The sequence below is a fragment of the Streptomyces coeruleofuscus genome (assembly GCF_039532725.1).
Taxonomy (GTDB): Bacteria; Actinomycetota; Actinomycetes; order Streptomycetales; family Streptomycetaceae; genus Streptomyces; species Streptomyces coeruleofuscus.
In genome coordinates this window covers 374,635-395,040 of record NZ_BAAASE010000003.1, presented here as the reverse complement: position 1 = coordinate 395,040, position 20,406 = coordinate 374,635, and the positions used below count along the sequence as shown (strand labels likewise).

Here is a 20,406-nt window from a genome sequence, read left to right as displayed (position 1 = left end):
GCGTCGGACCTGGGACTAGGAGTCGCTGTCCTCCTCCTCGTCGGCGGCGGTGTCGTCGCGGTCGCCCTCCGCCTGGGACGGGGTCGGGGTGGGGGTCGTGTTCTGGTCGTCCTCGCGGTCGCCTTCGGCCTGGGACGGGGTCTGGTCGCTCATCGTGTGTCTCCTCATGCCGGTGCAGGCTGCCGGGTACCCCGGTGGAGCCGTAGTGATCGGCCCTGCGCGCGGTACCACTGGGACGCCAGCAGCAGGGCCAGGGCGATCTCCACCGCGTCACCGCCGTAGTACATGAGCTGCGAGGCGAGGCGCAGGTCGGCCGGGGTGAAGGCCGTGCCGGGCGGGCCCGTCGCCCACAGGCTCTTCGCCAGGACGGCGTGGGCCGCGGCGGCCGCCAGGAGGGTGCCGGCGCGTACGGCCAAGCCCGGCCGGTGGCGGACCGGGTCCACGGCGAGCAGGGCGAAGGCGAAGAGCGTTCCGGCGAGGAAGAGGTGCAGCAGGAGCAGGGGGCTGTGGTGCAGGGACGGCGGCAGGGGAGCCCGGTAGAGGAGCCACAGGCCGCCGATGTCCAGGGCCGCGGCCACCGGCGGGAAGACCAGGGTCGTGACGATGCGGGAGCGGGTCAGGGAGACCAGGGCGCGGCGGGCCGGGAGGGGGAGGACGCGCAGGGCCAGGGTGACGGGGCGGGAGAGGACGACCGGGATCGGTGCCGCCATGCCGGCCGTCAGGTGGGCGGCCATGTGCGCGGTGAACGGCGGCAGCCACGACTCCCACGGCACGGCGAACGCCGCCACCAGCAGGCCGCCGCCCAGCCAGAGACCCGCGTCGCGCCACAGCGGCCAGCGGTCCCCGCGGTGCCGCAGCCGGGCGGCGGCCGCCGTGTAGAGCAGGCAGCACAGGAGTACCAGGACGGGCAGGGGAGCCGGCGTGGGCGTCATCGCGACCGCTCCCGCACGGCGCGCCGCGCCCGGTGCCACAGGAGCAGGCCGGCCAGCAGGAACAGGACGGCGATGACGTTCCAGGTCCAGTCGTACGGGCGCGGATCGACGTCGTAGCGGATCTGGTGCAGGCGCAGCAGCTTGTGCTGGACGGTGCCGTCGTAGAGCTGGAAGCCGCCGATGCCCAGGCAGACGCCGGACCACCACGCCGGGCGCAGCGGGCCGCCCCGGCGGCGCAGGTCGGCGTAGAGGAACAGGCCCGCCACCATGGCCAGCCAGCCGCCGGCGTGGAACAGGCCGTCGGAGACCAGTCCCACGTCGGGGGTGGATCTGTCGTAGAAGTGATGCCAGTGGAGGAGCTGGTGGAAGACGGTCTCGTCGACGAACGCGGCGATGCCGAGTCCCGACAGCGCCCCACCGGTCAGTGAGCGGCGGTAGTTCACCCGTCCTTGCCCATGGCCTTGCGGACGGCGTCCCGGGTGCGGTCGACGACGGCCGCGAGCGGGCCGAGCGTCAGGTTCTTGGCCGCGGACTCCGTGCCGGGGTGCGGGTGGGTCGGGGCCGTGGCCTCGGCGGCCTTCACGGCCGAGGCCATCGACGCCAGACGCGCCTGGTCCGCGTGGCGGCGGATGTGGTTGAACTCGTAGCGTTCCTCGGCCCGGGCGTGTGCCATCACGTCCAGGCGGAGCGAGAGGAGCTCGGGCAGGAACTTCGGGTCGTCCGGGTCCGTGCCGTCCAGGCGGGACAGGAGCTCCTTCGCCTCCCGCTCCTCGTTCAGGCGGTCCTCGACCACCTGCTCGCCGCCCGGCACGTTCGCCCGGGTGAACGGGCGGACGACCTCCTCCTCGGCCGTCTCGTGCACGGCCAGCAGCTGGACCAGCCGGCGGAACGCCGCGCGGCGCTCGTCCCCGGTGGTCTTCTCGACCTCGTCGAACAGGTTGCGGATGTCGCCGTGCTGGCGCATGAGCAGGGCTACGACATCGGCGTCCGAATCGGCGATTCCGGCCATGTCAGTCCCTCTCCCGGGAGGCCAGGTCGGGGTGGCCGCCCTCGGTCTCGATGCGGTACTCGCCGCCGAACATCTCGCGGTGCTGGGCCATCACGCGCTCGCTGGGCGGCTCCTCGCCGCCGTGGATCTGCTCCTGCATCCGTTCGAACCGCTCGTGCGCGTCCTGCACGTAGCCGGTGCCCAGGGTGGTCACGTCGATCTGGGTGTCCAGGAGGTCGCGTACGAACACCTTGTTCTGCTCGAACGTCAGGACGTTCGGCAGCTCCGGAGCGAGGATCTCCTGCGGTTCGCGGCCGTCATGACGGCGCATCAGATCGCAGGCTATCCGTAGGTGTTCGAGCTCCATGTTCAGGTGCAGCTCCCAGATGGCTTTCACCTTCGGGTCCGGCTCCTGCTCCATGAAGGAGTGGTAGAGGTAGCACTCGTTGTACTCGTGGTTGACGAGTTGCTCCCACCAGGTCTCGCCCGGGTCGACCAGGGACTCGTAGTGGGTGACGTGCTCCTCCTCGATCAGCCCGATCTCCTGGTAGAGCTGCCGTGCGATCGGCTCCATGTACTGGGGGCCGACGTTCATGTAGAAGTTCATGGTCTGCTGCTCGGCCGACATGATGGTCAGGGCGTGCAGCTTGGAGAGCGGGTTGGTGGTCGAGCGGTCGTACGGCTCGCGCACGTTGTCGTGCGGGTGGCGGTGGTGGAACTTCGTCGGCCGGCCCGGCATCACCTCGGTGAGGCCGTCGACGATCGACTCCGCCTTGCGGTGCTCGATCATCTCGTAGAGGTTGGCGTACCGGTACAGGTGGTCGAAGTCCTCCAGGACGCCGAACTCGTACGCCTGCTTCAGGTACGGGTCGGGCTCGTGGCGGGCGATCCAGCCGGTGAGGTCCACCGCGACCTGTTCGTAGGCGATGGTCGTCTCCAGGACGGAGGCGAGGCCCGGCAGCAGCCAGTTGACGGTCTTCTGCTGCTGGTGCTCGATGTAGCGGACCTCCGCGAGCTGCCGTTTGACCTCCGGGTCGGGGCAGTGGCGGGCGAACTGGTGGCTGAAGAGGATCGCCTCGACCTCGATGCCGTTCATCGTGATGATCCGGCAGCGGGTGTACGGATCGGCGTGATCCGGATCGATCGGCTCGACGTCCAGCTCCCGCCAGCTTCGAAGCTGGCGGTCCAGGGGGATGCCTTGGTGCTCGACTGGGTTGAAGCCCATGGATTTCTCCTCGGCAGGGGGACCGGAAGAGGCCGCCGCCGGGTACCCGCCGGGTGCGGTGGGGAAACGGGACGGGTGGGCGCACCGGTCGTTCCCGGTGCGACGGCCGCCCGGCCGAGGAGGCCAGCCGGGCGCGTCGCGGAGCGGCACTCGCTCGGCCCGCGAGAGGTTGCGGGGTGGGCTCCGAGGAGGTAGCCGGTTGGCCGGGCGGTGGCGGTTGGTGAGAAGGGCTCGCGGATCGGGGGAGAGGCCGTCGGGGGTGCCGCGAACCAGGACAGCCGGTCGGTCCGGGAGGAGCGGCCGGGTGGCCGTGGCCGGGACTCGATGGCGTCCAGGGGCCGGTGGGGCGGGGTGGCGTCGGCCGGTGGGTCTGCCGGGTCGGTCGGTGCGGGATGGAGGGCGGTCGGGCCTGGTTCGGGTGCGCTAAGCCCGGGGGTGGCGGGTGCGACAAGGACCGGTGGGGCGGTGTGGCGTCAGCCGCTGACTTCGTCCGGGGTGGTGTCTGGGCGGTCCGGGGGTCGGTCGGTCGTGGCCGGTGGCCGGTCGGCCCGGGGCGGGAGGGATGTGGCCGGGGCCCGCGGGGTGCGGGTGCGAGGGGGGCCGGTGGGGGCGGTGTGGCGTCAGCCGTTGGGTTCGTCCGGGGTGGTGTCTGGGCGGTTCTGGGGGACGCGGTGGGTCGTGGCCGGTGTCCGGCTACACCCCTCCCGCCCCGGGCCGGGTCGGTGGGGTGGTGCGTGCGAGAGGGACCGGTGGTGCGGTGTGGCGTCAGCCGTTGGGTTCGTCCGGGGTGGTGTCTGGGGCGGTCCGGGGGACGCGGTGGGTCGTGGCCGGTGGCCGGTCGGTTTGGGGCGGGGAGGGGCGTGGGCGCGACCGGTGGGGTGATGCGTGCGAGAGGGACAGGTGGTGCGGTGTGGCGTCAGCCGTTGGGTTCGTCCGGGGTGGTGTCTGGGCGGTCCGGGGGACGCGGTCGGTCGTGGCCGGTGGCCGGTCGGTTTGGGGCGGGGAGGGGCGTGGGCGCGACCGGTGGGGTTGTTTCGCGCAGGACGTCGGGGCCGCCACGGGTGGGCCGGGCGGCCCGGGGGGAGGTCCTCCGGCTCGGTCTCAGGTCGGGCGGCGGCGGGCGATGGCTCGCCGCAAGGCCTCGCGGAGTTCGGGGGACGGCCGGGGGCCGTCGGGCTTCGCGCCGGCCGTCACGGCGGCGGCCACGTCGCGGAGCTTGGTGTTGGACAGCTGGGAGGTCTCGCGCAGGATGTGCCAGGCCTCGTCGGACGTGCAGCCGTGGCTGGCCATGAGGATGCCCCGGGCCTGGTCGATGACCGGCCGGGAGGCGATGGCCTGGCGGAGCTGCTCGACCTCCTCCTGGAGGACGTGCAGGCGCTCCGAGCGTTCCAGGGCGACCGCGGAGGAGGCCGGGGCCGACGGCTGGGCGGGCTCGGGGTCGGCGTGGGGCGCGGGACGAAGAGGGTCGGTCGTGTCCAGGCCCGCCAGTTCCAGGATCCGGCGCGGCTGGCCGTTCCAGTTGGTGGTCGTGACCGTCACGAACCGCTGCCGGGCGAACTCGCCCAGCACGTCGAGGAATTGCAGACCCGCCGTGTCCATGAAGTGCACGCCCTCCATGTCCAGGTCCACCCGCGTGATCGTGGGCGGCAGCTCGGCCAGGGTCCTGGTCAGAGTTTCCGCGCAGCCGTGAACCAGCTCACCGCACGGGGTGAACTCGGCCCGGTCCGCGCCCACGCGGCCACTGATGACCAGTGTGTTCGACCCTCCTGTGCGATGTGGTGATGCCGCTGACGTCATGTCACCGCCTTTTCCGTCCTCGTCGGTCGTGTTCCTCCTCGCGGGAACTGCACGACGTCACTCGCCCCCGTCGACGTCGGTGTGAGATGCGCCTGCCCGCCGTACGGCGTACTACACACCACTACGGGGAATGAGATTCCCCTGGGCGGGTACCAGCGCCTTGGTCCACAAGCGTGGGGAGAGGGCTTGAACACTCAGTATCGGGTGCCGGCAGCCGGGGCACGTGATCCCGTGCCGGGCCTGGCGGTGTTCCCCTTGCCCGGGCGGCAGGGTGTCCGGGCAAGGGGAGAGGTCGTCCTGACGACACGTGCGATCTGGGAAGGCGTACTTGAGCAGGCTGTTCGCGAGGATGAGGACGTGTACTACCTGGAGTTGTCCGACGTGACGTTCGTCGACGTCGCGGGCGCGGGCGCGCTCGCGGCCGCCGCCGGACAGCTCGGGGACGGCCGGCGATTCGTGGTGCGACGTCCGCCGGCGGCCCTGCGGCGGACGCTGGACCTGCTGTGGCCCGGCCACGCCGGGATCGAGGTATCGGTGTCATGACCGCTGCCGTGGCCGAACCCTTCGGCCCCCTGGAGCCCTTCGTCCATCCCGCGCTCTTCTACCGTGACGAGGACGAGTACCTCGACGTCACCGTGCCCTTCGTGCGCGAGGGCCTGTCGGCCGGCGACCCCGTGGCGGTCGCGGTGCCCGGCAAGAACCTCGCGCTGATCCGGGACGCGCTGGGCGAGGCCGCCGAGGCGGTACGGCTGCTGGACATGTGCGAGGCCGGCCGCAATCCCGGGCGCATCATTCCCGGTGTGCTACGCGCGTTCGCCGACGCCCAGCCGGCCGGACGCCGGGTGCGGATCATCGGCGAGCCCATCTGGGCCGGGCGCTCCGACACCGAGTACCCCGCGTGCGTCCAGCACGAGGCGCTCATCAACGCGGCCTTCCGGGGCCGTACGGCGACCATCCTGTGCCCGTACGACGTCGAGCGGCTCCCCGAGCACGTCCTCGCCGACGCCCACGCCACCCACCCGACCGTCATCCCCTCCGGCTCCCGGCTGGAGCAGGGCAGTGACGCGTACGCCCCCGGGGACGTCGTCGCCCGGTACAACGAGGCGCTGCCGCCCGTGCCGGACGCGCTGACGTTCGCCTTCGACTCCGGCTCGCTCTCCCAGGCCCGGCACGTGGCCGTCGGGGAGGGCTCGCGGCTCGGACTCACCGGCGTCAAGCTGGACGACCTGGCCCTCGCCATGGCCGAGCTCACCACCAACAGCGTGGTGCACGGCGGCGGTTCGGGGGTCATGCGGGTATGGACCGAGGACGGGTACGTGGTGTGCGAGGTGCGCGACGAAGGGCGGCTCGCGGACCCGCTGGCCGGACGCCGGCCCGTGCCCCGCGACCAGCGCGGCGGGCGCGGACTGCTGCTGGTGAACCTCATCGCCGACCTGGTGCGGGTGCACCGGGGAGACGACGGGACGACCGTGCGCTGCTGGTTCGCCCGCTGAGGGCTGCGCCCCGCCGGCCGCTCAGGACCCCAGGGGATCCAGCGCCAGCGGTTCGATCCTGCCCTCCAGCATCGCGCCGAGGCCCTGCACGGCGCACACGTCCGGCCGCTCGGCGATATGCACGGGCATGCCGGTCGCCTGACGCAGCATCTGGTCCAGGCCCGGCAGCAGCGCACTGCCGCCGACCATCATGATTCCCCGGTCGGCGAGGTCGGCGACCAGGTCAGGAGGGCAGGAGCGCAGCACCTTGCCGATGCCGTCCAGGATGGCGGTGAGCGGCGTCTGGATGGCGTCCCGCACGGCGGCGGTGTCGACCTGGACGGAGCGGGCCAGGCCGGTGGCGACGTCCCGCCCGTGGATCTCCGTCGAGGCCGGGCCCTGCGGGGTGAGGCCGTTGCCGGACAGGGCGAGCTGCAACGGCCGTACCGACTGGCTGGGCAGCATCAGCTCGTGCTGGTGCCGCAAGTGCTGCACGATCGCGTTGTCGACGGCCTCGCCGCCCACCGGGATGCGCTCGGCGGTGACGATCGAGCCGAGGGACAGCACCGCCACCTGCGTGGCAGCGGCACCGCACACCATGACCATCGTGGCCTCGGGCTGCTCCACGGGCAGTCCGCAGCCCACGGCGGCGGCGATCAGCGTGTCGACCAGCTCCACGCGGCGGGCCCCGAGACCGACCAGCGTCTCGATGGCGGCCCGCTGGGCGAGCGGGTCGGCGTCGTGCGGGGTGCAGGCCGCGGCGCGCAGGATCGGCTTGCGGCGCAGGCTGCGGCGCATCTTGTCGCCGAGCAGGTGCCGCAGCATGCGCTGCGCCATCTCGATGTCGACGACGGTGCCGCCGGAGACCGGCCGTACCACCCGGATGTAGTCCGGTGTGCGGCCCGTCATCTTCTCCGCGAGCTCGCCGACCGCGATCAGCGCGCCGGTGCGGGTGTTCACGGCGGCGGCGGACGGCTGGTCGACGACGAGCCCTGCGCCCTTGACGTAGACGCGTGTGCGGGCCGCCCCCAGGTCGACGGCGAAGTGGCAGCGGCGCAACTGCTCCAGACTGGCGGTCATGGCAGGTCCTCCCGAGAGCACAGACCGTGGGAGGCCGCCAGGTGGCGGGCCTCGCGACGTGGGGCCGCCGGGCGGCGGGCCTCCCTCGCATCGTGCGCGGGAGGGGGCCGGGGCGCCTTTTTGAGGGGGCCGGGCGGGGCGCCGCCGAACGGGCGGTTGTCCCTCACCGGGCCTGGAGGGAGCGCGCCGCCTCCAGGAGCGGTGCCAGCGAGGTGACGGTGGTCTCGCAGCCCGCCTCGTCGAGCTGCCGGGCGGCGGTGGCGTTGCGGGCGAGGCCGACAAAGCGCACTCCGGCCTGCTGGGCGGCGGTGAGTTCGGCGACCGTGGAGCCGATGAGCACGCCGGTCGCGGCGGCGCCGCCCGAGGAGTGCATCGCGCGCAGGAGGCAGTCGGGGTGCGGGGTCAGCAGGGTGAGGTCCTTGCCGCGGGCGTGGATGCCGGCCAGGGGGAGGCGGTAGGGCTCCAGGTAGCGGTGCACGGCCGGTGCGCTGACGTCCGTGACCACGCTGACGCGGCGGCCGGAGCCGTGCAGGGCGCGGACCAGCGGCACGGAGTTGTGGGTCGTCGGCGCGTCGGGGACCGCGCGCAGTTCGATGGCGCCGAGACGGTCGCGGAGCAGCGGGCCGAGCCGATCCTGGGCGAAGGCCCGCAGGACGTCGAGCGGATGGACGAACGTCTCCCGTGCCGCGGCGGCGGCCAGGGGCCGGCCCGTCAGGGCGTCCTGCGGGTCGCGGTGCTCGGTGACGAGGCCGAGCAGGTCGAGCGCGGCCTCGCGGGCGGCGGCCGCAGAGAACAGGCGGGCCATGGGGCCCTCGAAGCCGAGCAGGACGGTCTCGGCCTCGCCGAGGAGGGCGGACAGCGGCCGGGCCGGCCGGGCCGGGTCCTGCGGCATGCCGGGCAGAGCCGCCCCCTCCGGTGCCAGCTGCACCGACGCCGCCACCGACAGCCCCGGCACCGGCCACCTGCGCAGCCCGGCGTTGACCGCGCGCTGGGCCGCGCCCGCCCGGCGCAGCGGATGGCGGCGGGTGATCCGGGCCGCCTCCTCCAGCAGATGGCCGAGCAGCGGCTCGGAGACCCGGCCGACCTCGGCGCGCACGAAGGCGACCGGGTCGTCCACGTGCCAGGACAGCTCGACCGCGGCGGTGAACGCGCCCTTGCCGGAGCTCGGCAGGGAGACCCGGTGGTGGGACTGGTGGGTGGTGAGGTCCACCTTGTAGTACGTCACGAACCGCGACGGCCGGTCGCCGTGCGGCTGGGCGGGGTCGAGCAGGGTGAGCGGGCCGTCGGGCCGGGTGTGGACGACGGCCGTGCGGCCGGGGGCCGGTATCCCGAGCCGGCGCAGGTCGTGCGTGATGAAGGGGCCCTGCACCAGGTCGCGGGTCTCGGGCTGCGGGGCGGCGGCCGGGGACAGCGGGCAGGACCAGGCGACCGGCGGGGTGTCCGTCGCGCCGTCCTGGAACAGGGGCTGGAAGCGCTGGGGTCCCTGGGCGGCCGAGCTGGCGGCGAACTCCTCGTACACGGCCGGGGCGACGACCACCTGGATGCCGCCGGGCAGCGGCGGTACCTCCGGCGGCGGGACGGGCCGGTCCCAGAAGGTGACCGTCAGCGACGGCGGGTCCACGAGCCCGGTGAGGACCTCGGGCAGGCCGCGCAGGACGGCGACCAGGACGGGGAGGACGTAGGTCCCGGGTTCGGTGTGGACGACGTAGCCGTCGGGGCGGACGCGTACCTCGAACTGGTGGGCGGCCAGGGCGCCGCGCGCGAGCATCTCGTGCACCGCGTACTCGAGGGTGATCCGGGCCTCCGGCCGGTTCAGGTCGTCGGCCTCGAAGAGGATCGTCGGGCGGCTGTGGTGGCCCAGCCGTCGTACCGTATCCTCGCTCACCGTCGCGAACGTCGTGCCGGAGCCGTCGCGTTCGCCCGTCGTCTCGGCGCGGAACTCCCCGGCCGCGAGCCCCGCCCGCTCGTCGATCAGGCTGCCGATCCGCGCGAGGAACTCCCTGGTCCGGCCGCGGGCCGAGCGGGGCAGGGAGCGCAGGAGCAACTCCCGTACGCCGGGCCGGAACGCGTAGGAGCCGGGCGGGCCCGGGACGGCGGTGAGCATGCCGCTGAGGATCACCTCGGCGAGGTGCTGGGGGCGCGGGTCGCGGTCCACGGCGCGCTGCACGAGGCGCATCACCGGCACCGAGGGGACCGCGAGCGCGAGGTGCCCGGCGAGCCGGAAGGCCTCCGGGGACGCGGTCGCGCGGAAGCGCAGCACGAGGTCCTCGGGGGTGGATCCGGCGATGTCCTGGGCCGGTTCCGCGGGTGGTGCGGGTGCGGGTGGCAGCCAGGCCGCCGCGCCCTGGGTGCGGGCGCCGCCCGGGCCGGCGACCAGGGCCGCCCAGTGGGCGAGCCAGGGGGCGCCCGGTTCCAGGACCGGGACGGGGAGGGCCCGGTCCGGGGGTGGTGCGGCTTCGTAGGGGGTGAAGGCCAGGGCCGCCGAGGGCGCCGCCGTGGCCGGGGACGTCAGCAGGCCCGGCTCGGCGGGCAGCGCGGTGGAGGACCACAGGTGTTCCGGCAGGGGCTGCACCACGGCGAGGGGCATGCGGTGCGCCCAGTGGCGCAGGGTGCGGTACCAGCGGTCGCCCGCCTCGCCCGGACGCCACTGCGGGCCCATGCAGTCGCTGATCACGAGGGTGACGGTGCGGCCGTCGTCGAGGACGGGGACGTGGCGGGCCCGGCCGTCCGGGGTCGCCGGGTGCAGGGTGACCGTACGGAAGATGCCCGACTGGGCGAGGGCGGTGTGCAGTTCGCTCACCAGGGGGCGCCAGACCGGCATGGTGGGGCCGGTGTCGTGCACGAGGTTCAGGCGCAGCCAGCGGTCGGGGGCCGGGCGCAGCACCGGGAGCCACACGTCGGGGTGGGCGCCGAGCCGGGCGATGCGGTCGGCCGTCGCCCGCTCGTCCAGCACCCATGCGTGCGGGGAGGGCACCTTGCGCTTCAGCGGGCGCAGGGCGCGCTGGAGCGCGAGGGGGTGGGGCAGCATCGGGGGCGCGGGGGCGAGGAGGGGGGATCCGCCGCCGCCCGGGGAGTCGTGCCGGTGGTGGGGGGAGCGTGGGGCGGGCAGGGCCAGCGGGACGCGGTCGGGGGTGGGGCGGACCGGCTCCGGCTCCGGTTGCGGAGGCACGGGGGCGGGGGTTACCGCCTCCGCAGGGGTGTTTCCCTCGGGCGCGGACGGAGTGTCGCCGTCGCCGGGCTCCCCCGAAGGCCCCTCCTCCTGCCGGTCCGGGTCCAACTGGGCGGCCATCCACAGCAGCTCTGCCAGCTCCCGCGGCGTCGGCGACGCACCGGCCGCGGACAGGGCCGCGGCCAGCCGGGCGACCGGGGACGGCCCGGTGCCGTGGTCAGAAGCCATCGCCGTCGGCCGTCGCGCTGAGGTACGGCATCAGCTGCTCGGCGAGGTCGTCCAGGGACTCGGCGTCGAGGCCCGCCACTCCCGTGAGGTAGAGGGCGTTCAGCAGCTGGTCGGTGGCGAGTTCGCCGCCGCCCGCCCGCTCCAGGAAGCGGGTGATCAGACGGTCCGCGTGACCGTCCGGGGTGTCCAGGTGGGCGCGGACGATGTGGGTGAGCTGGTCCCGGTCGGGGCGGCGCAGCTTGAGCCGGACGCAGCGGCGCAGGAAGGCGGGCGGGAACTCGCGTTCCCCGTTGCTGGTCATCACGACGAAGGGGAAGGCCCGGCAGCGGACCCGGCCGCGGTGGACGGTGACCGGGGTGTCCGTGCCGTCCGCGAGGACCTCGGCCGTGCCGTCTCCGGAGCGGCGGGCGGCACGGACCAGTTCCGGGATGTCGTACTGGCCCTCCTCCAGGACGTTCAGCAGGTCGTTCGGCAGGTCGAGGTCGCTCTTGTCGATCTCGTCGACGAGCAGGGCGCGGGGCCGGCCGTAGGGGAGCAGGGCCGTGCCGAGCGGGCCGAGGCGGAGGTGGTCCTCGACGCCACCGGCGGCCGGGCCGGGCCCGTCCTGCCGCTCCCGGGCCGCGTACAGGCGGGACAGCGGGTCGTACTGGTAGAGGCCGTCGGCGAGGGTGCTGCGGCTGGTGATGTTCCAGCGCAGGACCGGGCCGAGGCGCAGCTCGCGCGCCACCGCGTACGCGAGCGAGGACTTGCCGGTGCCGGGCGGGCCGGTGACGAGCAGGGGGCGGCGCAGGCAGAGCGCGGCGTTGACGAGCCGGACGCTCTCCGGGGTGGCCACGTACGACTTCGCCCGGTGCACGCGGTCGGGGGAGACGGCCGTCGCGTCCTCGCCGTCCCCGGGCGGCGGCAGGGCGGGCCCGCCGTCGAAGGCACGCCAGGGCGGTGGGGCGGGGAGGTCGTCGATGCCGTCGTGCGGCTCGTTCCTGCCGGTGTAGACGGACCAGTGCGGCATGGGGATGGTCTCCGCTCTCCGTTTTCGAGCTGGTGGTTCTTGAGTGCGCCGGGCCGGTCCGCGGTGGGTCAGGCCACCGGGGTCCGGGCGTGGGCCGCGGCGACGGCGTGCGGGTCGGTGAAGACGCGCGGGTCGTCCCACAGCAGCTGGATGCCGTGGGCCCAGTGCTCCTCCTCGGCGTCGGCCTCCTCGCGCAGGGCCAGGATCCGCCGGGGCAGTTCGGCGGGCGGTACGGCCGTGAGGCAGACGTCGAGCGCGTCGAGGAAGGCCTTGCCGGTGCAGCCGTCCGCTCCGGAGCAGTCCTCCTGCCCCGAGCCGCAGCCGTCGCGCGACCACACCATCACCGGGGCCGGCGCCGTGAGCGAGGTGTCGAAGTGCGGCCGGGTGCGGGAGGCCGCCGGGGCGGTGCCGAACCCGGCGAGGCAGGCGTCGGGCCGTCGCAGCCGCATCCGCAGCCGCCCGGGTTCCTCCGGCCCGCCGCACTCCACACGGTGCATCCGCGCGCCCGGCAAGGAGTCCAGGCGCTTCCAGGCCCGGGTCAGGACATGCCGGGTGCTGGCCTTGCGCCGGGCGTGGTCGGTGACGACCAGCGGGTAGACGCAGCCGAGCGGGGTGGCGTCGTCGGGGGCGCTCTCCCAGCGGTCGACGGGCCAGTCCAGCCAGTCCCGGGGCAGCGCGAACGCGACCAACTCGTCGGCGCCGGGCGTCAGATACCGGAAGGCCGCCTCGATACGGTCCCGCACGTACGCGGGCAGCCGGTGCTGCTCGACCGTGCCCGAGTCCACCGGGTGCCGCCGCCCCTCGCTGTACGCGGACACCTCGACGCGGACCAGACCGTCGCCCGCGCCGCTGTGCCCGAGCTCGACGAGGATGGGCGACCAGTCGGGGCTCGACGGCTCCACGGCCGGGGTGTGCAGCAGGGCCTGAAGCCGGTCGGCGAACCGGGACACCGTCCGCGCCGCGCCCGGGCCGTCCAGTTCGCACAGCACGAACAGGGCCGCCGACCACAGCGAGTCGAACCCCTCCTCGGGCGGCGGCGGATCGAACGGGTCGGCCGCCGCGGTGTAGAGCCGGACCGGGTCGCAGTCCACGCCGGCGCGCTCCGCCTTCTCGACCAGGGCACGCAGCCGGGCCCGGTCGGCGGTGGTGTGGTCCGAGGTGGGGACCAGGCTCTGGAGCGCGGGCCAGTAGCGGGCCATCACCTGGGTGGGCATCATCCGGCCGTTGCGCACGTCCCGCGTGCCCGCCGCCGCCGTGACCATGCCGACGACCTCACCGGTGTCGGCCAGGGTGACGGCGGCCCCGCTGAAGCCGGGGGCCAGGGGCTGGCCGCCCGGGTGCCAGGCCTCCAGCTGGATCCACTCCCGTTTGATCAACTGGGGTGCGGTGACGCGGTACTCGGCGAGGGTGCCCTCGTCGAAGCCGGCCGGGAAGCCGTAGACGACGAGCTTGCGCGGCGCCCGGCCGTGCGCGGCGTCGACCGGGGCCAGCGCGGCCGGGGCGATGGCCGTCTCCCGGTCGAGTTCCAGCACGGCCAGGTCGCCGAGGTCGGTGCTGGAGCCGGTCCAGCCGCCGTGGGCGACCACCCGGGCGGGCACGGGCGCGGAGCCGGGCCGCTCCGTGAAGGTCACCGTCAGGCCCTCGCCGTCCCCGACGACGTGGGCGCACGTCAGCACCGTGCCGGGCGCGACCAGGAAGCCCGCTCCGGCCACCCGGCCCCGTAACTCGATCCGGGCGTGCCACTCGGCGCTGTTCATGAGACGGGGCTTGCCTCCGGGCCGGCCGGAGACCAGGTCAGTCTGACCACCAGGTGGCCCTCGGCGGTGCCCTTGGCGATGAACGCGCCCGTCTCGGCGGACAGTTTGACCCCGAACTCGATCTCCACGCCGTCCGGCTTCAGGGACCCGTCGCGGAACACCCGCAGCGCGGATTCGGCGGCGGCCCGGACCCCGTCCAGGGCGCCCTCGAACGTGCGGGTCGCCTGGACCGTACCGTCGCCTCTGGAGACCAGGCGGGAGCCGGACCGCTCCTCCGCCGCCTCGACCGTGACCACCGCACCGTCACCGGTTCTGAACTCGACCAACCCGTCCACGGCACCCCCGTCGTCCTTGCGCCCGGCATTCCCATTGTGACGGACGGTACTTGATGATGTGAGGGGCAGCCACCGGGAACTCACGGTCCGACGGTCCCCCGGATCACCCCCAGCCCCACCAGGTCCTGCGGCCGGATGCGCAGCTGGTCCGCCGTCGCCTCCACCTCGCGCGGCGGCCGCTTGAGGATGGCCGCCGCGAGTTCCGGCGCGATCACCGAGAAGTAACTGTCCGGGGTGGCCCAGGTGTTGCCGGGCGCGGCCAGCGCCAGCGCACCTCCGGAGCCGCCCTCGCCGATCACCAGCGTCGTCACCGGGGTGCGGGCGCCCGCCACCGCGCCGAACAGGTCCGCGATCGCGGCGCCCGCGCCCTGCCGCTCCGCCTCCGCGTCGTTGGCGGCGCCCGGGGTGTCCACGAGGGTCAGCACCGGGACGCCCAGCCGGTCCGCGAGGCGGATCAGACGGGCCGCCGTGCGGTAGCCGGCGGGGCGGGTCGCGGTCCCGGTCTGCGCGGCGTACGCGACCGTGCGCCCCTCGTGCGTGCCGAAGCCGCACAGCATGCCGTCCGGGTCCGTGCCGCCGCAGCGGTCGCCGCTGATCGCGGCCCGTTCGGAGAAGTAGGCGTCCAGGTAGGCGGCGGCGCGCGGGCGCCGGGGCGAGCGGGCGCGCCGGACGGCGTCCCAGCCGGTGGCGGGCAGGCCCGCGTCGTCACCGAGCGGTTCGGGCGGCGGGGCCGGCGTGCCGGACGGGCACGTCAGCAGCCGCAGCCACCGGCCCAGCGTCTCCCGCAGTTCCTCCGGCCGTACGACCGCGTCCGCCGCCCCCGCCGCGACCTGCGCCTCGGCCGTGTACGCCGCCGGGTCCGCGTCCGCCGGGCGCACCCGGGAGCCGGCGAAGCCGACCTGGGCCCCGGGCAGCGCGAGGACCACGTCGGCGCCCGCGCCCAGGGTGGCCCAGCCGCCCCCCGTGGTCGGGTCGCGCAGCACGGCGATCTGCGCGAGACCCGCCTCCCTGGTGAGCGCCGACTGACCGGCGACCCGCTGGAGTTGGGTGAGGGCGAGCATGCCCTCCTGCATCCGGCTGCCGCCGGTGGCGACCAGCGGCACGACCGGGAGGCGGTGCTCACGGGCGTAGGTGTACGCCGCCTCCAGCCGGTCGCCGGTGCGCTCGCCCAGGGAGCCGCCGAGGAAGCCGAACTCGAACGCGATCAGCGCGGCCCGGGTGCCGCCGACCCGGGCGGTGCCGCAGACCACGGACTCCTGCTCGCCGGTGCGTTCGGCGGCACGGGCGCGGGAGGCGTCGTAGCCGGGCCAGGCGAGCGGGCCGTCCGGCCTGGACTCCCGTATGACGCCGGGCAGCTCGGTGAAGGTGGAGTCGTCGGCGAGGGCGTCGACGACCGCACGGGCGGAGAGGCGCTCGGTCGCTGAGACGCGCTCGGTCGTGGGGAGGCGCTCAGTCATGGGGCAGCGCCCGCTTCATGATCTTCCCCATGTCGTTGCGGGGCAGGGCGTCGAGGTGGTGGACGACCCGTGGGCGCTTGTGCGGGGCGAGGCGCCCGGCCACGTGATCCGCCAACTCGTCCAGCGACGGCGGGGACTGGGGTTCCGCCGGTACGATCCACGCCACGATCCGCTCGCCCAGGTCGGCGTCCGGCTCCCCGGTGACGGCGGCCTCCCGCACCCCCGGGTGTTCCAGGAGCGCGTTCTCGATCTCACCCGCCCCGATCTTGTAACCGCCGCTCTTGATCAGGTCGGTGGCCTTGCGGCCGACGATCCGGACATAGCCGTCGGGGTCGCGCACCGCCATGTCGCCGGTGCGGAACCAGCCGTCGGCGGTGAAGGCGGCGGCGGTGGCGTCGGGCCGGTTCAGGTACTCGGTGAACAGGTTCGGCCCGCGCACCTGGATCTCGCCCACCGTCTCCCCGTCGTACGCGGTGACCTCCGAGCCGTCCTCCTCGACCAGCCGCAGCTCCACGCCCGGCAGCGGCACGCCGACCGTGCCCGGGCGGGCCTCGCCGTCGGCACGGACGCTGGTGTTCATCAGCGTCTCCGTCATGCCGTACCGCTCGATCACCCGCCGCCCGGTCGCGGTCGCGATCCGCCCGTGGTCGTGCACGGGCAGCGCGGCGGAACCGGACACCAGCAGCCGCGCCCCGGTCAGCGCCTTCACCAGCTCCGGGTCGCCGGTCACCGACTCCGCGATCCGGTGGTACATCGTCGGCACGCCGAACAGCATGGTCGCCCCGGCGTTCAGTTCCCGGGCGACGCCCTGCGTGCTGAAGCGGCCCAGGTGCCGCAGCGAGCCGCCGCGCCGCAGCGGGCCGAGGGTGCCCAGGACCAGGCCGTGCACGTGGAACAGCGGCAGTCCGTGCACGAGTACGTCGTCGCCGGTCCACTGCCACGCGTCGGCCAGCGCGTCCAGGGTCGAGGCGATCGCCCGGCGCGGGATGACGGCGCCCTTGGGCGGGCCGGTGGTGCCCGAGGTGTAGACGATCAGCGCCGGGTCGGACTCGTCGGCGTGCTCCTCGGGGACCGGCCCGGTGCCGTGCACGTCGACGTCGAGGCGGGGCAGGTCCCGTACGGGGGCGGGGAGTTGGTCGTCCGGTGCCGTGAGCACCAGGTCGGGGGCGCTGTCGGACAGGATGTGCCCGAGCTCCTTCTCGCCCGACTTCGGGTTGAGCGGCACGGCGGGCACGCCGGCCAGCAGCGCGGCGACGACGGCGACGGCGGTCTCCATCGTGGGTGTCGCCCAGACGGCGACCCGGCGGGCCCCCTGGACGCGTCCGGCCGTCGCACCGGCCGCGGCGGCGAGCTGCGCGTAGGTCAGGGAGCGCTCGCCGAAGCGGAGGGCGGGGCGGTCGGCCGAGTCGGCCGGGGCTTCGGTCAGGGCCGGGAAGAGAGGGGTCACGCGTCACATCTCCTTAGCTGTTTTCTGTCGGACCGGTCAGCGGCCGGCTATCCCCAGCCGGGGACGACCATGACCAGCCACGCCGCCGCCGGTACGACCGCCACCACGATCCCTCCGTACACCATCAGCTGCCGGAAGAAACGCTCGCGGTCGACGTCCGGGGCGGCGGCCAGGACCAGTGCGCCGTTCGTGGAGAACGGACTCACGTCCACGACCGTCGCCGACACGGCGAGTGCGGCCACCATGCCGATCGCGCCGATCTCGCCCCGTTCCAGGAACGGCACGGCCAGGGGGATCAGGGCGCCCATGATCCCCACGGAGGAGGCGAACGCGGAGACGAGTGCGCCGATGTAGCAGAGCAGGACGGCTGCCAGCAGGGGGACGCCGATGTTGCCCACGCCCTCGCCTGCCCAGGTGATGGTGCCCATCTCGTCGAGGACGCCTACGTAGGTGAGGACGCCGCAGATGAGGAGCACTGTCGGCCAGGCGATCTCGCCCACGGCCTTGCGGCTGTCGTCCGGCCACAGCGTGCTGAGGACGACGGCGAGGGTGATGGCGGTGAGGCCGGCGTCCAGGTCGAAGACGAGGACGGCGACCACCAGGGCCAGGAGGGAGGTGAGGGTGGCTGTGCGGGAGGGGGTGAGGTTCGTTGTTTCCGTGCTCGGCGTGGGTGCCGGGGCCGGGTCGGTCCGCAGCTCGGCGGTACGAGGTGCCGCTTTCTGTGGGACGGGTGCCGCCCCAGCGGCACGACTGCCCGCAGCTGTGTCCCCCCGTAGTTTCAAGCCGCCGCACACCACGAACACCACCCCCGCGATCACCAGATTCGCGGCGAGGGACGACAGGAAAAGGATCAGCTCGTTGCCGGGGAGCTTCTCGCGTTCGACGATGCCGTTGACGATCGAGCCGTAGATGCTGATGGGGGAGAAGCCGCCGGCCTGGGCGCCGTGGACCACCATCGCGCCCATCAGCAGCGGGCTGATCCCGTACCGGGCGGCGAAACTCAGCGCGATCGGCGCGACGATCGCCACCGCGGCCGGGCTGACCGCGCCGATCGCCGTGAGGGCGCCGGTCAGCGCGAACATCACCCAGGGGATGAGCGCCACCCGGCCCCGCACGAGCCGGACTGCGGCGTGCACCAGCCAGTCGGTGGTGCCGTTGGCGCGGGCGATGGCGAAGAGGTACGTGACGCCGACCAGGACGACGAACAGGTCGCCGGGGAAACCGGCGAAGATGCCGTCCGCGTCGAGATCGGCGACGAGCCCGCCGACCCCGAAGGCGGCGGCGAAGGCGAGCGCGCCCATGTTGACGGAACGGGTGGTGGCGATGACGAACACCACGACGAGGACGAGGATCGAGATGAGTTCGGGGGACATACGGGCTCCCGTCTTTGGGCCCCGGAGCGGCTGGGAGCACCCAGCAGAGTGGCCGAGTGGCTGAACCACTTGAGGTGCGTTGGCTGAACAGCGTGGGTCCGGCCCGGGCGCCCGTCAAGGGGTTGCGCGATAATTGGTTCAGCCACTCCGCCACTGAGAGGCCCCGGTGTTACGCTCCCCGCGAGAGGGGGACTCCATGACCGACGCCCTGCGCCCCATGGCCAAACAGCGCCTCTACGAACAGGTGCTGGAGCGGCTGCGGCAGTACGTCGCCGAGGGCGGCCTGCGCGCCGGCGACCGGCTGCCGCCCGAGCGGGATCTGGCCCAGCGGCTCGGGGTGAGCCGCGCCTCGGTGAAGCAGGCGATCGTGGTGCTGGAGGTCCAGGGCCTGGTGGAGGCCCGGCACGGGGGTGGCACGTACCTCGTGCGCGACAGTCTCGACACCGAGCCGGTCGAGCGGATGGTGGAACGCCGCCGGCGCCTGCCCGACGTCCTGGAGGCCCGGGAGGCGCTGGAGACGAAGCTCGCCGAACTGGCCGCGGAGCGGCGCTCGGAGGAGGACCTGGACGCGATGCGCTCGGCGCTCGCGCACATGGCGGAGGAGATCGAGGCGGGCGGTCACGGCGTCGAGGGCGACCGGCTGTTCCACGCGGCCGTGACGGCGGCGGCCCACAGCGGTCTGCTCGCGGAGTTCATGCGCTCCATCACCGAGCAGATCGCCGAGAGCCGCACCGAGTCACTCCGCCAGCCGGGCCGCCCGTCCCGCTCCCTCTCCCAGCACCAGGCCATCCTCGACGCGATCGCCGCACAGCAGCCGCGCCAGGCGGCCACGGCCATGCGACGCCACGTCCGCACGGTGGCGAAGGTGCGGTTGCTCGACTGGGAGCCGGAGGAGTCCTAGGAGGAGTCCTAGGAGCAGCCCTAACCCTTGTCGTCCGCGTGCTCTCCCCTCCGCACCACGTCCGCCACCACACAGCTGACGTTGTCCGGCCCGCCGGCCTCGTTCGCCGCCGTGACCAGGGCCCGGACCGTCTCGTCGGGGGCGGTGGGCGGGGCGAGGAGCTTCCGGATCCGGTCCTCGGGGACCACGCTCGACAGGCCGTCGGAGCACAGCAGATAGCGGTCGCCCGGGCGGGCGTCGTGCAGCCGGAGGTCCGGGATCGTGGGGGTGCCGTCGCCCGTCAGGGCCTTGAGGAGCAAGGCCCGTTGAGGGTGGGAGACGGCCTCCTCGGGTGTCAGACGCCCCTCGTCGATCATCGACTGGACGACCGTGTGGTCGTGGGTGATGAGGAACAGGTCGCCGTCGCGCAGCAGGTAGGCGCGGGAGTCGCCGATGTGTACCAGGGCCAGCCGCGAGCCGGTCCACAGCAGCGCGGTCAGGGTCGTGCCGATGTCGTCGGCGCCCTCGGCCACGTCCCGGACGGCCTGGGCCGCGCCCCGCACGGCGTCCTCCAGGAGGTTGAGGACCCCGCCGGCCGGGATCTCGTCCGTGTCCAGGAAGCGCAGTGCCTCCACGGCGGCGCTGCTCGCGGGGGCGCCCGCCGGCCCGAAGCCGTCGGCGACGGCGAGCAGCCGGGTGCCCGCGTACGCCGTGTCCTGGTTGGCGGGCCGGACGCGACCGGTGTCCGAGTGGGCGGAGTAACGCAGTTCCAGCATGGCGGTGTCCTTTCGGGACTCGGGCGAGTCCGCTGTCAGGTGATCGACCAGGAACGCGGCGAGGTCCCGCCGTACCGCCGTCTCCGCCTCGACACGCGCCCAGTAGGCGCGGATCTCGCGGGCGGCGGCCGTGGAGTCGCGGTCGTGGAGCCGGCACACCCGGCGGATCTCGGCCAGCGGCATGCCCAGCCGCCGCAGCCACGCCACCAGCCGGGCCTGCTCCAGCTGCCCGACCGCGTAGTACCGGTATCCGGTGTCCGGGTCCACCCGGGCGGGCCGCAGCAGGTCCAGCTCGTCGTACAGGCGCAGTGCCTTCGGCGAGAGCCGGCACGCCTTCGCGAACGCGCCGATCGTCAGCATGTCCCGGTGCACCTCGCCACCTCCTTCCGGTTCCGCCACCGATGCTGGGGTCTCACCGAAGGTGAAGGTCAAGCGGGCTGTTCCGGTTCCCTCGGAGGTTGTTAGCCTGCCGGTCGATCAT

18 protein-coding genes are annotated in these 20,406 nt (G+C 74.0%); 3 read left to right on the top strand and 15 right to left on the bottom strand.

From position 1 onward, the window contains the following. Nucleotides 1-15: 15 nt before the first annotated feature. From ABFX81_RS13035 to ABFX81_RS13010, 6 genes are all read right to left on the bottom strand, one after another. Nucleotides 16-153: a hypothetical protein gene (locus ABFX81_RS13035; RefSeq protein ID WP_346138084.1), complete on the bottom strand. Its 138-nt coding sequence runs from the start codon at nt 151-153 to the stop codon at nt 16-18. Nucleotides 154-164: 11 nt separating this feature from the next. Further along, nucleotides 165-932 carry a cytochrome c oxidase assembly protein gene (locus ABFX81_RS13030; RefSeq protein ID WP_346138083.1) on the bottom strand — a complete coding sequence of 256 codons (768 nt, stop codon included), beginning with the start codon at nt 930-932 and terminating at the stop codon, nt 165-167. Further along, nucleotides 929-1,375 (bottom strand): DUF2243 domain-containing protein, encoded by a 447-nt coding sequence (locus ABFX81_RS13025; protein WP_346138082.1) that lies wholly within the window; start codon nt 1,373-1,375, stop codon nt 929-931. Before ABFX81_RS13025 ends, ABFX81_RS13030 begins: the two co-directional genes overlap by 4 nt. Then, complete coding sequence (locus ABFX81_RS13020; protein ID WP_086855599.1) at nt 1,372-1,941, bottom strand: hemerythrin domain-containing protein; 570 nt, start codon at nt 1,939-1,941, stop codon at nt 1,372-1,374. The genes ABFX81_RS13025 and ABFX81_RS13020 overlap by 4 nt, the downstream gene beginning before the upstream one ends. A gap of 1 nt (nt 1,942) precedes the next feature. Beyond that, the gene (locus ABFX81_RS13015; protein WP_086855600.1) at nt 1,943-3,145 is read right to left on the bottom strand and encodes a hypothetical protein; all 1,203 of its coding nucleotides are present in this window, start codon (nt 3,143-3,145) and stop codon (nt 1,943-1,945) included. 1,101 nt (nt 3,146-4,246) lie between these two features. After that, nucleotides 4,247-4,942 carry an ANTAR domain-containing protein gene (locus tag ABFX81_RS13010; protein ID WP_086851334.1) on the bottom strand — a complete coding sequence of 232 codons (696 nt, stop codon included), beginning with the start codon at nt 4,940-4,942 and terminating at the stop codon, nt 4,247-4,249. Between the two features lie 186 nt (nt 4,943-5,128). Between ABFX81_RS13010 and ABFX81_RS13005 the strand changes: the two genes are divergently transcribed. Further along, nucleotides 5,129-5,485: an STAS domain-containing protein gene (locus ABFX81_RS13005; protein ID WP_086851336.1), complete on the top strand. Its 357-nt coding sequence runs from the start codon at nt 5,129-5,131 to the stop codon at nt 5,483-5,485. Further along, nucleotides 5,482-6,435, top strand: coding sequence for an anti-sigma factor RsbA family regulatory protein (locus ABFX81_RS13000; RefSeq protein WP_086851338.1), 954 nt, complete (start codon nt 5,482-5,484; stop codon nt 6,433-6,435). Before ABFX81_RS13005 ends, ABFX81_RS13000 begins: the two co-directional genes overlap by 4 nt. Nucleotides 6,436-6,456: 21 nt before the next feature. Here the strand turns inward: ABFX81_RS13000 and ABFX81_RS12995 are convergent, their stop codons facing one another. The 8 genes from ABFX81_RS12995 to ABFX81_RS12960 form a co-directional block, all read right to left on the bottom strand. Beyond that, nucleotides 6,457-7,494 carry a rod shape-determining protein gene (locus tag ABFX81_RS12995; protein WP_346138081.1) on the bottom strand — a complete coding sequence of 346 codons (1,038 nt, stop codon included), beginning with the start codon at nt 7,492-7,494 and terminating at the stop codon, nt 6,457-6,459. A gap of 163 nt (nt 7,495-7,657) precedes the next feature. Beyond that, a complete protein-coding gene (locus tag ABFX81_RS12990; RefSeq protein WP_346138080.1) occupies nt 7,658-10,891 on the bottom strand; it encodes an SAV_2336 N-terminal domain-related protein in 3,234 nt (1,077 codons plus the stop codon). After that, nucleotides 10,881-11,900, bottom strand: coding sequence for an AAA family ATPase (locus ABFX81_RS12985; protein WP_346138079.1), 1,020 nt, complete (start codon nt 11,898-11,900; stop codon nt 10,881-10,883). The genes ABFX81_RS12990 and ABFX81_RS12985 overlap by 11 nt, the downstream gene beginning before the upstream one ends. 68 nt (nt 11,901-11,968) lie before the next feature. Further along, the gene (locus ABFX81_RS12980; protein WP_346138078.1) at nt 11,969-13,657 is read right to left on the bottom strand and encodes a VMAP-C domain-containing protein; all 1,689 of its coding nucleotides are present in this window, start codon (nt 13,655-13,657) and stop codon (nt 11,969-11,971) included. Then, nucleotides 13,654-13,992 carry a CU044_2847 family protein gene (locus tag ABFX81_RS12975; protein ID WP_086846968.1) on the bottom strand — a complete coding sequence of 113 codons (339 nt, stop codon included), beginning with the start codon at nt 13,990-13,992 and terminating at the stop codon, nt 13,654-13,656. Before ABFX81_RS12975 ends, ABFX81_RS12980 begins: the two co-directional genes overlap by 4 nt. An 80-nt stretch (nt 13,993-14,072) precedes the next feature. Further along, nucleotides 14,073-15,449, bottom strand: a complete 1,377-nt coding sequence (locus ABFX81_RS12970; protein ID WP_086846965.1) for a carboxyl transferase domain-containing protein — start codon at nt 15,447-15,449, stop codon at nt 14,073-14,075. Then, nucleotides 15,442-16,896: an AMP-binding protein gene (locus ABFX81_RS12965; protein ID WP_086846963.1), complete on the bottom strand. Its 1,455-nt coding sequence runs from the start codon at nt 16,894-16,896 to the stop codon at nt 15,442-15,444. Before ABFX81_RS12965 ends, ABFX81_RS12970 begins: the two co-directional genes overlap by 8 nt. Before the next feature lie 47 nt (nt 16,897-16,943). After that, nucleotides 16,944-18,269, bottom strand: coding sequence for an SLC13 family permease (locus ABFX81_RS12960; protein ID WP_086846961.1), 1,326 nt, complete (start codon nt 18,267-18,269; stop codon nt 16,944-16,946). A gap of 196 nt (nt 18,270-18,465) precedes the next feature. Here ABFX81_RS12960 and ABFX81_RS12955 point away from each other — a divergent pair, with 196 nt between their 5' ends. Continuing rightward, nucleotides 18,466-19,170, top strand: a complete 705-nt coding sequence (locus ABFX81_RS12955; protein WP_086846960.1) for an FCD domain-containing protein — start codon at nt 18,466-18,468, stop codon at nt 19,168-19,170. Nucleotides 19,171-19,190: 20 nt separating this feature from the next. On the opposite strand, the gene ABFX81_RS12950 is transcribed toward ABFX81_RS12955, so the two are convergent. Then, on the bottom strand, nt 19,191-20,285 hold the full coding sequence (locus ABFX81_RS12950; protein ID WP_086846972.1) for a MerR family transcriptional regulator: 1,095 nt from the start codon (nt 20,283-20,285) through the stop codon (nt 19,191-19,193). Nucleotides 20,286-20,406: the final 121 nt, after the last annotated feature.

Bases quoted from the DNA above. Each gene is read 5' to 3' on its own strand.
- ABFX81_RS12970 (WP_086846965.1), bottom strand. From the start codon at position 15,449: ATGACTGAGCGCCTCCCCACGACCGAGCGCGTCTCAGCGACCGAGCGC.
- ABFX81_RS13010 (WP_086851334.1), bottom strand. From the start codon at position 4,942: ATGACGTCAGCGGCATCACCACATCGCACAGGAGGGTCGAACACACTG.
- ABFX81_RS12995 (WP_346138081.1), bottom strand. From the start codon at position 7,494: ATGACCGCCAGTCTGGAGCAGTTGCGCCGCTGCCACTTCGCCGTCGAC.
- ABFX81_RS13000 (WP_086851338.1), top strand. From the start codon at position 5,482: ATGACCGCTGCCGTGGCCGAACCCTTCGGCCCCCTGGAGCCCTTCGTC.
- ABFX81_RS12990 (WP_346138080.1), bottom strand. From the start codon at position 10,891: ATGGCTTCTGACCACGGCACCGGGCCGTCCCCGGTCGCCCGGCTGGCC.
- ABFX81_RS13015 (WP_086855600.1), bottom strand. From the start codon at position 3,145: ATGGGCTTCAACCCAGTCGAGCACCAAGGCATCCCCCTGGACCGCCAG.
- ABFX81_RS12955 (WP_086846960.1), top strand. From the start codon at position 18,466: ATGACCGACGCCCTGCGCCCCATGGCCAAACAGCGCCTCTACGAACAG.
- ABFX81_RS13030 (WP_346138083.1), bottom strand. From the start codon at position 932: ATGACGCCCACGCCGGCTCCCCTGCCCGTCCTGGTACTCCTGTGCTGC.
- ABFX81_RS13035 (WP_346138084.1), bottom strand. From the start codon at position 153: ATGAGCGACCAGACCCCGTCCCAGGCCGAAGGCGACCGCGAGGACGAC.
- ABFX81_RS12960 (WP_086846961.1), bottom strand. From the start codon at position 18,269: ATGTCCCCCGAACTCATCTCGATCCTCGTCCTCGTCGTGGTGTTCGTC.
- ABFX81_RS13020 (WP_086855599.1), bottom strand. From the start codon at position 1,941: ATGGCCGGAATCGCCGATTCGGACGCCGATGTCGTAGCCCTGCTCATG.
- ABFX81_RS12985 (WP_346138079.1), bottom strand. From the start codon at position 11,900: ATGCCGCACTGGTCCGTCTACACCGGCAGGAACGAGCCGCACGACGGC.
- ABFX81_RS12950 (WP_086846972.1), bottom strand. From the start codon at position 20,285: ATGCTGACGATCGGCGCGTTCGCGAAGGCGTGCCGGCTCTCGCCGAAG.
- ABFX81_RS12980 (WP_346138078.1), bottom strand. From the start codon at position 13,657: ATGAACAGCGCCGAGTGGCACGCCCGGATCGAGTTACGGGGCCGGGTG.